13 protein-coding genes are annotated in these 14675 nt (G+C 60.1%); 3 read left to right on the top strand and 10 right to left on the bottom strand.

Features of this window, described 5'->3' with window-relative positions; all coding sequences use genetic code 11:
• Positions 1 to 259 precede the first annotated feature (259 nt).
• Positions 260 to 529 carry a hypothetical protein gene (locus ACODTY_RS22255; protein WP_488996357.1) on the bottom strand — a complete coding sequence of 90 codons (270 nt, stop codon included), beginning with the start codon at positions 527 to 529 and terminating at the stop codon, positions 260 to 262.
• A gap of 1109 nt (positions 530 to 1638) precedes the next feature.
• On the opposite strand from ACODTY_RS22255, the gene ACODTY_RS22250 reads away from it, so the two are divergent.
• Together ACODTY_RS22250 and ACODTY_RS22245 are read left to right on the top strand one after the other, a co-directional pair.
• Positions 1639 to 2892 carry a M20 family metallo-hydrolase gene (locus ACODTY_RS22250; RefSeq protein ID WP_488996356.1) on the top strand — a complete coding sequence of 418 codons (1254 nt, stop codon included), beginning with the start codon at positions 1639 to 1641 and terminating at the stop codon, positions 2890 to 2892.
• A gap of 8 nt (positions 2893 to 2900) precedes the next feature.
• The gene (locus ACODTY_RS22245) at positions 2901 to 3506 is read left to right on the top strand and encodes a cupin domain-containing protein (protein ID WP_488996355.1); all 606 of its coding nucleotides are present in this window, start codon (positions 2901 to 2903) and stop codon (positions 3504 to 3506) included.
• A gap of 56 nt (positions 3507 to 3562) precedes the next feature.
• On the opposite strand, the gene ACODTY_RS22240 is transcribed toward ACODTY_RS22245, so the two are convergent.
• From ACODTY_RS22240 to ACODTY_RS22230, 3 genes are all read right to left on the bottom strand, one after another.
• A complete protein-coding gene (locus ACODTY_RS22240) occupies positions 3563 to 5038 on the bottom strand; it encodes an NAD-dependent succinate-semialdehyde dehydrogenase (RefSeq protein ID WP_488996354.1) in 1476 nt (491 codons plus the stop codon).
• 126 nt (positions 5039 to 5164) lie between these two features.
• Positions 5165 to 6664: an aldehyde dehydrogenase gene (locus ACODTY_RS22235; protein WP_488996358.1), complete on the bottom strand. Its 1500-nt coding sequence runs from the start codon at positions 6662 to 6664 to the stop codon at positions 5165 to 5167.
• A gap of 133 nt (positions 6665 to 6797) precedes the next feature.
• Positions 6798 to 8171 (bottom strand): aminotransferase class III-fold pyridoxal phosphate-dependent enzyme, encoded by a 1374-nt coding sequence (locus tag ACODTY_RS22230; RefSeq protein WP_488996353.1) that lies wholly within the window; start codon positions 8169 to 8171, stop codon positions 6798 to 6800.
• Positions 8172 to 8403: 232 nt separating this feature from the next.
• On the opposite strand from ACODTY_RS22230, the gene ACODTY_RS22225 reads away from it, so the two are divergent.
• Complete coding sequence (locus tag ACODTY_RS22225) at positions 8404 to 9003, top strand: TetR/AcrR family transcriptional regulator (RefSeq protein ID WP_488996352.1); 600 nt, start codon at positions 8404 to 8406, stop codon at positions 9001 to 9003.
• Between the two features lie 54 nt (positions 9004 to 9057).
• Here ACODTY_RS22225 and ACODTY_RS22220 read toward each other — a convergent pair whose 3' ends face one another.
• The 6 genes from ACODTY_RS22220 to ACODTY_RS22195 form a co-directional block, all read right to left on the bottom strand.
• On the bottom strand, positions 9058 to 9471 hold the full coding sequence (locus tag ACODTY_RS22220; protein WP_488996351.1) for a DUF3830 family protein: 414 nt from the start codon (positions 9469 to 9471) through the stop codon (positions 9058 to 9060).
• 8 nt (positions 9472 to 9479) lie between these two features.
• Positions 9480 to 10913 carry a dihydropyrimidinase gene (gene hydA, locus ACODTY_RS22215; protein WP_488996350.1) on the bottom strand — a complete coding sequence of 478 codons (1434 nt, stop codon included), beginning with the start codon at positions 10911 to 10913 and terminating at the stop codon, positions 9480 to 9482.
• Between the two features lie 30 nt (positions 10914 to 10943).
• Positions 10944 to 11702 (bottom strand): SDR family NAD(P)-dependent oxidoreductase, encoded by a 759-nt coding sequence (locus ACODTY_RS22210; RefSeq protein ID WP_488996349.1) that lies wholly within the window; start codon positions 11700 to 11702, stop codon positions 10944 to 10946.
• A gap of 2 nt (positions 11703 to 11704) precedes the next feature.
• Positions 11705 to 12631, bottom strand: a complete 927-nt coding sequence (locus ACODTY_RS22205) for an NAD-dependent epimerase/dehydratase family protein (protein WP_488996348.1) — start codon at positions 12629 to 12631, stop codon at positions 11705 to 11707.
• Positions 12628 to 14289 carry a dipeptide ABC transporter ATP-binding protein gene (locus ACODTY_RS22200; RefSeq protein ID WP_488996347.1) on the bottom strand — a complete coding sequence of 554 codons (1662 nt, stop codon included), beginning with the start codon at positions 14287 to 14289 and terminating at the stop codon, positions 12628 to 12630. Before ACODTY_RS22200 ends, ACODTY_RS22205 begins: the two co-directional genes overlap by 4 nt.
• The coding region (locus ACODTY_RS22195; RefSeq protein ID WP_488996346.1) for an ABC transporter permease at positions 14286 to 14675 on the bottom strand (390 nt) is incomplete at its 5' end. The genes ACODTY_RS22200 and ACODTY_RS22195, both read right to left, overlap by 4 nt.

Below are 14675 nucleotides of genomic sequence, written 5' to 3'. Positions count from 1 at the left end.
ATGCATTGATTCCTCCTCCTATTTATATGGATACAGCAGAATTACGCACTGGATGCTTACATCCGGCCTGCGCAATTATTTTACGACAAGCACCTTTGCTTGATTCCACACATCTTAGCCGGCATTGACGGCAGCAGCGCCGCGCTTCTTCGGGATACGGGCGGCGCGACCCTTATCGCCGCTCGTCTGACGGACTCTCCCATGGTGTTCATCCGCCCGGCAATCTTGCGCCAGCTCCGACGCGGGACGTAATGCCGCGTCACGACCGCGTCACGTCGACGCCCCTTCGACCCTCCTTGTCGGCGCGCGTCATCTCGATGATGTCGGGGGAACCCGCAGCGCAGATCATAGCGGCGCGCGGTAGCCGTCGGGCGATCGACGTGTCACCAGCAACTGTGGCGCTATCTGTCAGCAGCGCTACATCGCCAAGCACGACCTTCCTACGCCTCAGTTCGGCCACAAGACCCCTTAGCGGACTTGACGTCGAGGAGATTTCCTTGGCGCGAGCTTTCCTATTGATATCGTTCACTGTGTATATTTCGGTGAAATTCTCGTCTATATTAAGGAAAGCACGCACTGACGACATACCTAGGCACCCTCATACATTATGACGATTTAATATTTATTACTGATAACCTTGGCCCTTGGGGCGAGGCATTCGTCATACTCCTTGGTATACGTATCATTTCGTCACCGCAACGGGCACTAGACACTTTCCTGGGCCCCCTATTATGGTTTAATTGTTGGAAAATAACGTTAGCTTATGGCGACGATTCAATGCCGAGCACGAATTCCGAATGTCCTGACCGCTCGTCCCGGAGGCGCTGCGGAAAGCCAGCCGAGTATCGTCGACCATTTATGTTCTCCGTTATTGCGGGCAGTTGACCGAGGCTCACTTAGCCGTCCTTCAGAAGTTGCCCACCGCTGCCCGACAAAGATGATTTCCCGATACTCAGACCCCTGCCCGCGCACATGGTATGACGGGCAATGTCACATTGAGAGCTTCGAACGGGCCTCATCGGGCGTCTGCCAGGATACCGCCACGTCGTCCGGCAGGTGCCGTTTGGAGAAAGCTCCACGTGACATCGTTTCGCGGCTCGTTGAGCCCTCGGGCACAGTAGCCGGCAGGTCATCGGCGACGGCACCCATCGCTCAGGCACAGCGCGACCAATCCGATCGCAAAAAATATGCCCACGCAGCCTGTGCTAGCCTGAAACCCTCTGAACGAGCCGATTCACCGTCTCCACGTCCCGGTCGTGCTTCACGGCGTGGAATATCGAAGACCCACTTTTGTCATAGTGTTCCATCTGGTCTCTTGTCCTCAATCGCCGCCCGCCCGACCGAGTCCTCACTTCGGAGTTTGCATAGCTGGCCGAGCCCAAAGACCGCGCCGAGGCCGGCCTCGCTCCAAAAGCAGGAAACTGGATGGCCTAGTCCTATTTGTCAAGGTCTTTTCGTTTTAGGATAGGTTGGATTCGATGTGCCCCAACATTCGCACGGTTTCATCCCTACGTGCTTTCTTTATAGACAAGTTGCTTGACTAATAGGAATTACTTTACTAGCACCTAGGTGCAGCGAAGCCCTTCGGTAGGCGGCGGCGCAGCAGCTATCCCTGCCAAGAACCTAACCAGGTGATCCATGGACGAGTTGCCCATCGCAAACGCAGGAACCGCCAGGCTCATTGACAGCGACCGACTTTGGCAAAGTCTTATGGAGATGGCCAAAATCGGTGCCATCGAAGGCGATGGCTGCTGCCGCTTGTCCCTCACCGATGAGGATAAGCAGGCGCGTGATCTCTTCGACCATTGGTGCAAGGCCGCGGGTTGCGACGTCCGAGTTGACCAGTTCGGGAACATGTTCGCGATCCGTCCCGGACGATTGAATCACGCGCCGGCGGTGCTTGTGGGCAGCCATCTCGATACCCAACCCCATGGGGGGCGTTTCGATGGAGTGTTGGGCGTGCTCGCCGGCCTCGAGATCGTGCGAGCCCTGAACGACGCGAACATCGAAACCCAGCATCCCATTGTTGTGGTCAACTGGACCAATGAGGAAGGCGTCCGTTTCAAGCCTGGCCTGACTGGTTCGAGCGGCTTTGTTGGCTCCCTCGACATGACCGGCGTCCAGGGCCTCGGTGGCGCGGACTTTTTCGCTGAGCTTGCAAGGATCGGGTACGCCGGGCAGCCCGTCACGGATTTGGAGCCGACGGCTTACTACGAACTCCATATTGAGCAAGGCCCCTTCCTTGAACGCGTCGGTGCCGAGGTTGGGATCGTAACTGGCGTGCAAGGCGTCAGATGGTTCGAGATCGAGCTTCTCGGCAGGGACTCGCACGCCGGCACAACGCCGATGACGGGACGAAGCGACAGCTTCATGGCCGCCTCCGCGATAGCGCTTGAATTGAGGAAGAGAGCGAATGCCCTCGACCCTGAAATGCGTTTCACGATAGGCCGGGTAGAGGTGAGCCCCAATTCCACCAACACCGTTCCAGGCCGTACCAGCCTGTTTGTCGATCTGCGACACAGCAACGTCGAAACACTGGACGCCTTCGAACAGACTATTCCAGCGGTGGTTGAAGGTCTGGCCCAGACCGAACAGGTCCGCGCTAGCGTAACGCGGCTTATGGAAGTCCCGCCTGTGAGGTTCAGCGCGGACATGCAGGCGCGGCTTCACGAAGCTGCCCAGCCAATCGGGGTGCATCCGCCAACCCTCGGCAGCGGGGCCATGCACGATGCCAGCAATCTCGCGACGGCCGTGCCGACCGCGATGGTGTTCGTCCAATCGCGGGATGGGATAAGCCACAACCCACAGGAATGGTCGGAGGCAAACCATGTGGCGCTGGCTTGTGAAATCTTGGCGCAAGCGGTTCTCGCGCATGCTATTGCCATCCCATAGATGCCTGCATGACGGAGGAACAGTTGGGGCGAACTAGCGATGCCGGGGAACCGCTGAAGATCGGGGCTAAGCTCAAACATGCCCGCGTGATGCTCGGTCTCAGCCTGGCCGAGGTCGGGAGGCGGACGGATCTAACCGAAGGGTATATCTCCAAGCTCGAAAACAATCGCTCCCAAGCCTCCATGGCCACCCTCCATCGGGTCGCTGCCGTGCTGGGAATGAACATGAGCGAACTGTTCGCCAACCCGACCGACGAAAGCGGTGCGGTTTCGGTCATCCGTAGGGAAAGCCGTCCTACGCTGATTACGGGTCACAAGCAGACTGGAAATCAGGTGGTGTTGGAAAGGCTGGTCCCGGGGAGCCCCGGCCAGTTGCTCCAGATCAACATACACGTGATCGCTCCCGGAGGCGGCAGCCTTGAGCCCATCAGCCACGATGGGCAGGAGTTCGGTTTTGTCCTGGCGGGAGAAGTAGAACTGGTTGTGGACCAGCACGCGGTGCGGCTCTCCGAAGGAGATGGATTCTTCTTCAACTCCACGCTTCCGCACAGTTACCGTAACCTCGACCAGACAGAGGCACGGATACTGTGGGTAAACACCCCGCCAACTTTCTAGTGGCGGTTCGGTTTACCCCTGCGCGATGGGCGTTCGTCCGACAGCGGGACCGCGCACTAGATCCCGCCCATGCAGAGGTATTTCATCTCGAGATAGGCTTCCACACCGTGCCGGGATCCCTCGCGGCCAATCCCGGACTGCTTGATGCCACCGAAGGGTGCGGCCTCGGACGACATGCGACCAGTGTTGATTCCGATCATGCCGTATTCCAGCGCTTCCGCCACCCGCCAGACGCGCCGGAGGTCGGATGCATAAAAATAGGCCGCCAGGCCGTAGATCGTATCGTTCGCCTCGCGCACCACCTGATCGGCATCCTCGAAGCATATGATCGGAGCTATCGGCCCAAAGGTCTCCTCTTTGACGACACGCATGTCGCTCGAGATGTCGGTGAGAACCGTAGGGGCGAAAAACGTTCCGACCTCGCCAATGTGCCGTCCACCACAGCGGACCGTGGCACCTTTCCGAAGCGCGTCATCGATATGCGCCTCGATCTTGGCGAGCGCGCTGCTGTCGATCAACGGCCCGATCGCCACGCCTCGATCAAAACCATCGCCGACGGATAGCGCCTTCACCCTGTCGGTGAATTTCGTGGCGAATTCGTCATGGACACCTGACTGCACGTACAGCCGATTGGCTGATACGCAGGTTTGTCCGGCATTGCGGAACTTGGCCTGGATGGCGCCATCGACGGCTTCGTCCACGTTCGCATCGTCGAAAACGATGAAAGGCGCATTGCCCCCGAGCTCCAAGCTTACCTTTTTGACTTGGTCAGCGCACTGCCGCAGAAGAAGCCGACCCACTTCAGTCGAACCAGTGAAGCTGATCTTGCGGACTTTCGGATTCGAGCAAAGCTCGCGCCCCACGGCATCGCCTTCGGCGGAGTAGACGAGGTTGACCACGCCATCCGGAAAACCTGCTTCGGCGGCCAGCGCGAACATCGCGCCAGCGACCAGCGGGGTCTGCTCAGCTGGTTTCAAAATCACGGTGCAACCCGCGGCGAGTGTCGGCGCGATCTTGCGCGCCACCATCGAAGCCGGGAAATTCCACGGCGTGATAGCTCCCACCACCCCGATCGGCTGCTTGATCACTAGCAAGCGGCGGTCGGTAGATGGAGCCGAAATGGTCTCTCCATAAATCCGGTTAGCCTCCTCCGCGTACCATTGTAGATACGCCGCAGCATGAGAAACCTCAGATCTCGCTTCCGCGAGAGGCTTGCCCATTTCAGCGGTCAGGATCGTCGCGAGATCTTCTTCGTGGGTAATGATGAGTTGATGCCAGCGCCAGAGTGTTTCGCTGCGCTCGCGCGCTGTCAGCGCCGCCCATGCGCCCTGCGCGCGATAGGCCCTGTCGATGGCTGCTTCCGTTTCCTCGGTACCCATGTCGGGCAGTTCGGCCAGCATCTCTCCCGTCGAGGGATTGAGGATTTTGAATAAGCGCCCACCAGCGGCCCGGCCTGCCCAAGGCGCGTCGGTGATGTCAGCAAAGAGTCCCGGACTCTTGAGGCGGCTGGCCAGCGAATTCGACAAAGTCACGTTGTTCTCCTCCCGGTCACCGCTCTTAGCAGCCGTGGGGCGGCGAGGCCAATGTCGGAAACAGTCGCTGCCTGAGCAAGGATCGACCGCCTTGGCGGGACGGCATCCTCAGCGACCCTTTGCTTGCTACAGGGAAACCCAAGTGGTTTTCAGCGCCGTATATTTCTCAAGCGCATGGAGCGACAGGTCGCGGCCCGTACCCGATTGTTTAACGCCGCCAAAAGGCGTCACGACATTGACCGCGTCGACCGTGTTGATCGAGACCGTTCCGACGCGCAGGCGCCTGGCGAGGCGATGGGCTTTCGTGATGTCATTGGACCACACGGATGCTACCAGCCCGTAGATGGAACGGTTTGCGATCTCCAAAGCGCGTTCCTCGTCGTCGAACGGGATCACCGAGAGAACTGGCCCAAAAATCTCGTCGGTCGCGATCGCGGCTGAAGGGTCGACGTTGTCGAAAATAGTTGGAGCAACGAAACATCCTCGGCTTTTGACGGCGACGCGATCGCCGCCGAACAGCAGCGTGGAAGTTCGCTTCCCGTCCTCTATGTAGTCCATGACGCGGCGCGTGTGCGCCTCGTCTACAAGGGCTCCCATGCGCGAGTTCGGATCGAGTGGGTCGCCGGGCATGTACGACCGCGCATTGCCCACCAGCGCGTCAAGCAACTCGTCCTTGATGCCGCGATGGACGAGCAAGCGCGAGTTGGCGGAACAGACTTCTCCCTGGTTGAAGAAAATGCCCTGCGCGGCGAATTTCGCCGCGGTGGCGACGTCGCAGTCAGGCAGAATGATGTTCGCGCTTTTGCCGCCGCATTCCAGCCATACCTGCTTCATGTTGGAGCGGCCGGCATATTCCAGGAAGAGCTTGCCAACCTCCGTCGAACCAGTGAAGGCCGCGCAATCGATGTCGGGGTGAAGTCCTATGGCCTTGCCCGCCTCTGGCCCGAGGCCCGGAAGGACATTGAAGACGCCATCAGGCACCCCGGCCTCAGCCGCGAGCGCAGCCAAACGGATGGCAGTCAATGGAGACTGCTCCGCAGGCTTCAGCACCACGCTATTGCCGGCGGCCAGGGCGGGGGCGCACTTCCAGGCGGCCATCTTGAGCGGAAAGTTCCAGGGCACCACTGCGCCGACTACGCCGAGTGGCTCCCTGGTGATCATTGCCAATGCACTGTCGTCTGTCGGGGCGACCTCGTCGTAAACTTTGTCGCAAGTCTCGGCATACCATTGGAAGACTTCGGCGGACCCGGGGATGTCGAGCGTCACAGCATCTTGAACCAGCTTGCCCATATCGACTGATTCGAGGACTGCTAGTTCCTCCCTGTGCTGAACGATCAATTCAGCCAGCCGCAGGAGAACCCTCTTCCGGTACGTCCGCGGTGCCCTCGACCAGCTTCCGCAATCAAACGCCCTGCGAGCCGCCTTGACTGCCAGGTCGACATCCAGGTGGTCGCAGGCCGCAATCTCGGCCAATGATAGCCCAGTGGCCGGATTGATCGTCGCGAATGTGCGCCCTGAGAGCGCGGCGACATATCGTCCGTCGATAAAGGCCCTGCCTTCGATCTCGATGGATGCTGCCCGGCGCTGCCAATCACCGTACGACAAAGGTGAAACTTGAAAATCCATAATCGCAATTTCCAATGTGGAATTGCCGGCGGCCGCACGAGTTGGGCGGAGACAGCAGGCAACGCTGATTTCGATCTGCACGAGAGAGGTCGCGGCCGGACTCACAGCATGGATACGGGCGCAATTGGGCGCTCTACGCAGCGCTTTGCTTCGTCTGGTGCGTTAAAGCCTCGTCCAGGACATCGATGATCTTGTCCACCTGCGCCTTGGTTAGGATCAATGGCGGGGAGATGATGAACGTGTCAGAGATGTTCCGGATCAGAACGCCGTGATCGCGGCATCGCCGCGCCACCTGGTGGCCGAACTGAGCAGACTCCGGAAACTTTGTCTTGGCTTCCTTGTTGGCGACGAGTTCGACGCCGATCATGAGACCTTTGCCACGAACATCGCCAACATGCCGCTGTCGGTCCATGATGCCGGTCAGTCTGGTAAGGAAGTAGGCGCCGACATCAGCGGCGTTTTCGGTAAGGCCGTCCTTCAGAAGTATGTCGAGGTTGGCAAGCGCGGCCGCGCAGCCGAGCGGGTGCGCCTGGTACGTGTTGCCGTGCGCGAACGCAGCGTCGGGATGGTTCCGAAACGCCTCCTCGATGCGCTCGTTAAGCATAATGGCACCCAGCGGAATGTAGCCGGAGTTGATGCCCTTCGCGAAGACCATCATGTCGGGCTTAACGTTCCACATGCGGGAGCCAAACAATGATCCACACCTTCCGAAACCAGTCACCACCTCATCCGCGATGAGCAGGATGCCATGCTTGTCGCAGACTTTCCGGACGAGAGGCCAATACTCCTTTGGGGGAACGATCAAGCCGCCGGCTCCCTGGATTGGCTCGGCAATGAACGCAGCGACCGTGTCCGGGCTTTCATTCTCGATTAGGCGGTCGAGCAAAGTCGCGCAGATAGCGGCAACCTCCGCCGGATCGTTGGAGAACGGATTGCGATAGACGTAAGGGGTTTCGACGCGGAGGAACCCGCCCATCAGCGGTTCGAACATGTGGCGAAAGGCCGGCGTACCGTTCGCCGAGATGCCGCCAAGGCTAACGCCATGGTAGGCTCGCTGCAGCGAAATGAACTTGGTACGGTGCGCTTCGCCCTTGAGGCGCCAGAACTGGCGGGCCAGTTTCAATGCGCCCTCCACCGATTCCGAACCACCCGAGGAGAAGAAGGCCCTTGTCATGCCTTCCGGGGCGGTCATTTCGACCAACAACTTCGATAGTTCGATTGCCTTGGAGTGGGTGGTTCCGGCAAACAACGAGTAGTATTGCAACGTGTTCAGCTGCTCGCTGATCGCCTCGATGATTTCCTTCCGCCCGTGTCCGGCATTGACGTTCCAAAGGCCACCCTGACCGTCTATGTACTCCTTGCCATCAATGTCGGTTACCAGAGCGCCCTTGCCGCTTTCGATTATCAGCGGGAGATCCTTCTCGGTGACGTTAGGGTCCGCGAACGGATGGAACTGATACTGCGCGTTCCACTTCCGGACATCGGGGACATTGGTTTGAGTAGGCATTTCTTTCGTTCCTCCAGTGAACGTTCTACCAGAGGGCTCTCCCCTGGATGGGCGCGACAAATCCCGGCCCGCCGGCGGAGGCCTGCGAGAGAAAATCTGTCTGTGCTTATGGACACCCTGAGGAGCGCGCCTTCGGCTCCGGGTCGGGTGGCGCTGCGGTTGGAAATACGATACTTAAAAAATTCGGTCGGTCAACCGACCTAAAATGAAATCGGTGAAGTTTGAGGCTCTGATGTCGAAGGCGACTGCAACGAAAGCGAAGCTGATCGAAGGCGCGATGCAGGCTTTGTCGCAACACGGCATCGCTGGAACAACGACGCGCAAGATTGCCGAGATGTCAGGCCAGCAGGTTTCGGCACTCCATTACCACTTCAAGGACAAGGACGAGCTGCTGTTTGCGGTACTCGAGGAGGTTGCCCAACTTCTAAATCGACACCTCGACGAGGAGCTCAAGCCCGTTCCCGACTTGGTCCAATGCGTCGAGGCGCTCATCAGGGCGGTCTGGCTGCTGATGCAGCGGACGAGAGAGCTGCAGATTCTACAGTTTGAAATGACATTCTACGCCGTGCGCCATGCGGATGCCGCGTGGCTGGCGGAGAAACAGTACAAGGGCCTGCTGGCTCAATACGAGCGCTTCCTCTCTGAGCGGCAGGCGAGCCGGGTCGATGGTTCGCAGCTGAAGATCCTGGCCCAATTCGTAATTGCTGGTTTGGACGGGATTCTAGTTCAGGAGCTCGCTTGCCCCGATGAGGTTCGGTCGAAGGATTCGCTGGACTGTTTGATCCGGGCCGCGAAAGCCATGGCCCGGCAAATGATCAGCGAGGTCCCCTAATCCCAGTTCCAATTCGAGGACTCTACGCTTCGCGTTTTGGCAAAGGTCGGCACGCTAGCCAGCCTCGATCCTTATCGACTTGGCACCTGTTTGCAACGTCGCCCTCCCGAGCCGGGCGAGGCGATCAAGCCCTTCGGTGATCGTGAGAAAGTGATTGCCAGCCAATTGGCCAGCTTTCGACGCGAAGCGAGTTGGTCCGTAAGCGAGCAGGATTTCCGTCTCGCTTATGCCGCCTGGATAAAGGATCATTTGGCCAGGGGCCGGATAGCTGGTCGGGTTCTCATACCCGACCTTAAAGTCGTAGTCCGCCAGCGGGATCCAGCATGCTTCGCCTGACCACCGGACGTGGATGATCCTCTCTGAATAAGGGAGGAGCCGGCGAATGCTTGCCACCGAGTCTGGCGCCGATTCGGTTTCAAACCGGGCGGCAAACGCTTCGCCGTCTATGCAGACCCTCGCGTGCGCCATGCGATCGCCTACTGAGCCGGCTTATCGGTAGGCGCGGCATAGGGCGACAGCTCGCGCCGAAGGAATGCACCATCGCCCGGCGCGCCCAGGATTTCGCCGTTCTCCATTACTTTCTTGCCACGCAGGAATGTCATTACGGGCCACCCGGTGACTTCAATGCCCTCGTAGGGGGTGTAGTCGGCGCCGTGATGCATCAATTCCTGACGGATGGTCTCTTTGCGGTTCGGATCCCAAAGCACGATATCGGCGTCGAAGCCCGGGGCGATCGACCCCTTCTTGGGGTAGAGCCCGTACATCTTGGCATGATTGGTGGAGGTGAGCGCGACGAATTCGTTGAGCGTGATCCGGCCTTCGACGACGCCCTTTGAGAACAGAATTTGCAACCTGGTTTCGACGCCGGGGATGCCGTTCGGTACCCATTTGAAGGACGTCCTAGCCTTGGGATTGAGTTTTCCCATTTCGCCTTCGTAGAAGAAGGGGCAGTGGTCGGACGAAAATGTCTGGAACACTCCCGTCTTGATGCCTTCCCAAATCGCGTCCCAGCTTGCCTTGTTCCGGGGCGGCGGCGAGCAGACGTACTTTCCGCCGCTCTCGTCCATGTTGAGACCCTTGAGGTCGTCGGCGGTCAGGGCAACGTATTGCGGACACGTTTCGCCATATACCTTCAGACCTTTCTGCTGCGCCCACCGCAGCTGTTCCATGGCCTCACGGCCGGACACGTGAACGATCATGATCGGAACGTCCGTCAGCTCTGCGTGGCTGATGGCCCGATGCGTGGCTTCGCGCTCGACCGATTCAGGCCTGGAGACGGCATGATAGTAAGGCGCCTTCTTGCTGGCGAGCTCGAGCTTTTCCGTCATGAAGCGGATCGCGTCATAGCCCTCGCAGTGGACCATCACGAGCGCACCGCAGCCCCGCGCGCAATCGAAGACTTCGAGGATCTGACGGTCGCTAAGAACAAGGTCCTCATAGGTCATGAATACCTTGAACGACGTGTAGCCGTCCCCCACGAGCGACGGCAGTTCCTGTCCGAGCACACTGGAGGTGGGGTCCGAGACGATCAGGTGGAAGCCGTAGTCACAGTAGCTCTTTCCGTCGGCTTCCTTGTGATACTCGGTGACGCTGTTCCTCAGGGAAGCTCCTCGAGGCTGGAGCGCGAACGGGATAACGGTGGTGTTGCCTCCGGCGATCGCAGAGCGCGTTCCACTCTCGAAACCGTCTGCCATGGCGGGTCCGCCGAAAGCCGGCTGCGCGAGGTGTACGTGGCTATCGATACCTCCGGGCATAACCAGAAGCCCGTCAGCCCTTACCTCGTGTTCCGCGCCGCCCAAGTCTTCGCCGACTGCAACAATGCGGCCGTCCCGAACCGCAACGTCTGCCCGAACGGTATCGGCGGCGGTGACAACCGTCCCGCCCCGAATAACCAAGTCATAATTCTGCATAGTCTCTCCTAACTGAAGCTTTTGAAGCTGCTAGAGCATCACGTCGCCGCCGTTCGGCGACAACGTTTGGCCCGAATAGAAAGCGCCGGCATCGGATGCCAAAAGAAGCGCGGTCGGCGCGATCTCCTCGACCCGTCCGAAGCGCCCGACCGGAAGCTGAGCTTGTTTCATCGCCCGCCATGCGTCGCTGAGACCCATCAACAGGTCCGTCTCCACGGGACCGGGAGCGATCGCGTTGACCATGACGTTGTGCGGCGCGCCCTCATAGGAGAGCGCTCGGGTGAAACCCACGATGCCTGCCTTGGCTGCGCAATAGTGGGCCAATCCGGGTGCGCCCTTGTAGGCAAGTTGCGAGGCGACGTTGATGACCCGCCCCCAACGTCTCTCGACCATCTCCGAAAAGAACGAACGCGTAACAAGAAACGTGCCGCGCAGGTGCACATTCAGCATGCGATCCCACTCGCTGACGGAAATCTCGGCGAACGGCTTGTCTCCACCGATGCCGGCGCAGTTGACGACGATGTCGATCCCGTCCATCGCCGCTCGAACCTCGGCAACCGCCCTCGAGACGGCAACCTCGTCCGCGACGTCGCAATTGAAGCTTTGAAGCTGATAGCCGCCGGCCGACATTTTGCCTTGAAGCGCCTCGGCATTCTTCTCGTCGTTGAAATGAAAGACCGCGAGGCGGGCCCCGTGCCGCGCGAAAAGCTCGCAAATGGCAGCGCCAATGCCGCGGCTACCACCTGTTACAAGCGCCCGGCGGCCTTTCAGGGAAAAGGTATCTTCCATTTTCAGCGCCCTTCGCCTGCGGGTTTATTGCCGAGCCAGTCGGCGTAACTGCGGATCCCCTCAACCAGGGAAATTCCGGGTGAGAACCCTAGGTCGCGCCGAGCGGCGGCGATGTCGAACCGGGTTTGGCGATCGTCGACGGGGTCGTCCCCCTCAACGATCGAAATGTCGGCGGAAGGCAGCACCGTTCGCACCGCATCGGCGATCTCGGGAAATGTCAGATAGCTTCCGCCCGTGACGTTGTAGGTATCTCGTGGGAGGCCGGGCTGCTCGAACGCGGTGACCAGCGCCCTGGCGGCATCGTCGACATGAATGAATTGCCGATAGAAGTTTTGACCGAATGCGAGGCGCGTGGGCTTGCCGGCAAGCGCGTCGGTGATCATTGCCCGGATGATGCAGTCCGTCGTGCGCCGCGGACCGTAGACCCAGGACAATCTCAGGCTGACGCCATCGAGCCCATATTGCGATCGATAGGCAGCAACCAGCCGCTCGCCGCTGACCTTGCTTGCGCCATAAAGCGTCGTCGGATGCAACGGGACGTCTTCCGGCACCAGATCCTGTTCGGTGACGCCGTAGGCACTGGTGGAAGAACAGAAAACAAAGCGGGAGGCCGAATGAATGCGCGCGAGCTCGAGCACGTTTGCCGTCCCGACAATGTTGACCGCCACCATGGCAGGCGGATTGTCGCGGGCGACCATAGGTCCCGAGAACGCGCCGCAATGGATCACGCCGGCCAAGCGCCGTCCTAGAACCACAGCATGCAGCCTGTGCACCTCCGTGACGTCGCATTGAACGATCGGCCGATCCTCTTCCGTAGAGGACACTCGATCAACGGGGATGACCTCCCGACCCGACTGCTCCAGCAATACCCTGACTGCATTGCCAACCAGCCCGGCAGCTCCAGTCACCAGAATGGCGCCGTCCTTCATCGCGCAGCCCCCACCTTCAGCTGATGCACCTCGGCGCGGGCGCGCTGGGTTTCGTTCTGCTCGATAGGCAGTTCGGCTGCCAGGAGCTTCTGGGTGTATTCATGCTGCGGATTGGCGAAGATCCGTTCCGTTTCTCCGGTCTCGACGATCTTGCCGAGCCGCATGACTGCGACGTAGTGCGCGAGGGATCGCACGGAGTTCAGGTCATGCGTGATGAACAAGGCCGATAGACCGATCTCGCGCTGCAGATCGCGCACTAGGTCAATGATCTGAGCGCGGACCCGGATATCTAGGGCGGTGGTTGGCTCGTCGAACACGACGAACTCCGGCTTCGTGGCCAGAGCCCGCGCGATGCCTATGCGCTTCTGCTCTCCCGCGGTCAGTTCATGCGGGTAGGAATCCGCCAGCTTGGCCGGAAGCTGCACCAGTCCCAGCAATTCCCGGACGCGCGCGATCTTCGCCGCCTTCGTGATGCCCGGCTCCAGTCCAAGCGGTTCAGCGAGAAGCTGGGACACCGTCCAGCGGGGATTGAGCGCCACGTAAGGCTCCTGAAACACCATCTGGATACGACGGCGAAGAGGCCGGAAGTCCTTCTCGGACATCGGAACCGTGTCCTGGCCATCGAATTCGATCTGGCCGCTGTCCGACTTCAGGAGTTTCACGAGGCACTGGCCGACTGTCGTCTTGCCCGATCCGCTCTCGCCGACCAAGGCAAGGGTCTCCCTGCGTCCCACCGAGAACGACACGTCATCGATGGCGCGCACCACCTCCCCGCCGCTGAGCGGGAAATACTTGAAGAGGTTCCGGACCTCCAGAAGCGGGTTGGCCTTCTGGCCAGACGGGGAGTGCTCGTCCTGCGTCATCGGCGCAGGGCGCGCCTTGGCGGCATCAAGCAGAACGGAGCTATAGGCCTCGTCCGGCTTGGCGAGGAACTGACCCACGGGCTTCAGCTCTACGATGCGACCTTCCTTCATGATGGCGACGCGATCGCAGAAGTGAGCGACGATCCCGAGATCATGGGTGATGATGACCGCGCCCAGTCCCAACTCTCGGACACGCTTCACGAACAGGTCGAGGACCTGGACCTGGATGGTTGCGTCGAGTCCCAGCGTTGCGTCGTCGGCGACGACGATGTCCGGCTGGGTTATCAGCGCCATCGCGATGACGATCCGCTGTGCCATGCCTCCGGAAAGCTCGTGCGGGTAGGCTTCCATCCGCCGCTCGGGATTGACGATGCCAACCTGCTTGAACAGTTCCGCCGTTTGGGCCAGGGCCTGCTTGCGGGAACAGGAGCGGTGCGCCTGCAGCACATTCGCGACCTGGGACCCAACCGTCTGCACCGGGTCCAGCAGCGACTTGGCATTCGTCCCAATCAGCGAAACCGTGCCGCCGCGGAACTGCCGCGCCACCTCGCCGGACAGGCCGAAGATGGATTTGCCGTTCACGCTCACGTCGCCCCCGGCAACGCGTCCACCTGACGGAAGCAGGTTTATGAGCGTCCGCGCCAATATCGACTTGCCGGCGCCGGTCTCGCCGACGATGCCCAGGACTTCGTTGCGGCTCAGCGTGAAGCTGACGTCATCGAGCACCTTGTTGTTGGCAAACGATACCGACAAACCTCGGACGTCCAAAAGCGGGGATGCTGTCTCGGTGCTCATGAACGGCTCCTGGTCGTCGGGTCGAACATATCTTTCGCCGTGTCACCCAGAAGTGCGAAACACAGCACGGAAATCACGATCGCAAGGCCCGGGAAGAGTGACACCCACCACACGCCCAGGATCATCTGCTGGGCTCCGGTCGACACCATCAGCCCCCATTCCGGCGCCGGCATGCGAACGCCAGCGCCGATGAAGGACAGGCCAGCCGTGAGAAGGATAGCCATGCCGATGGAGATGGAGATCTGGACGATCGCCGGCGTAAGAGCGTTGGGAAGGATGTGGTGGAACATGATGGTGAAATCGGTCGCGCCGCTGCACCGCGCTGCGCTGATGAAGGGGCGCTGCCGCAAAGAGAGCACCTCGGCCCTGATCAGCCTGGCGAACAT

The organism is Mesorhizobium sp. FG116, from assembly GCF_057809835.1.
This window is presented reverse-complemented; position numbering and strand designations above follow the sequence as displayed.

Excerpts from the sequence above, each read along its gene's own strand:
- ACODTY_RS22250 (WP_488996356.1), top strand. The coding sequence starts at position 1,639 with ATGGACGAGTTGCCCATCGCAAACGCAGGAACCGCCAGGCTCATTGAC.
- ACODTY_RS22245 (WP_488996355.1), top strand. The coding sequence starts at position 2,901 with ATGACGGAGGAACAGTTGGGGCGAACTAGCGATGCCGGGGAACCGCTG.
- ACODTY_RS22235 (WP_488996358.1), bottom strand. The coding sequence starts at position 6,664 with ATGGATTTTCAAGTTTCACCTTTGTCGTACGGTGATTGGCAGCGCCGG.
- ACODTY_RS22230 (WP_488996353.1), bottom strand. The coding sequence starts at position 8,171 with ATGCCTACTCAAACCAATGTCCCCGATGTCCGGAAGTGGAACGCGCAG.
- ACODTY_RS22225 (WP_488996352.1), top strand. The coding sequence starts at position 8,404 with ATGTCGAAGGCGACTGCAACGAAAGCGAAGCTGATCGAAGGCGCGATG.
- ACODTY_RS22220 (WP_488996351.1), bottom strand. The coding sequence starts at position 9,471 with ATGGCGCACGCGAGGGTCTGCATAGACGGCGAAGCGTTTGCCGCCCGG.
- hydA (WP_488996350.1), bottom strand. The coding sequence starts at position 10,913 with ATGCAGAATTATGACTTGGTTATTCGGGGCGGGACGGTTGTCACCGCC.
- ACODTY_RS22210 (WP_488996349.1), bottom strand. The coding sequence starts at position 11,702 with ATGGAAGATACCTTTTCCCTGAAAGGCCGCCGGGCGCTTGTAACAGGT.
- ACODTY_RS22205 (WP_488996348.1), bottom strand. The coding sequence starts at position 12,631 with ATGAAGGACGGCGCCATTCTGGTGACTGGAGCTGCCGGGCTGGTTGGC.
- ACODTY_RS22200 (WP_488996347.1), bottom strand. The coding sequence starts at position 14,289 with ATGAGCACCGAGACAGCATCCCCGCTTTTGGACGTCCGAGGTTTGTCG.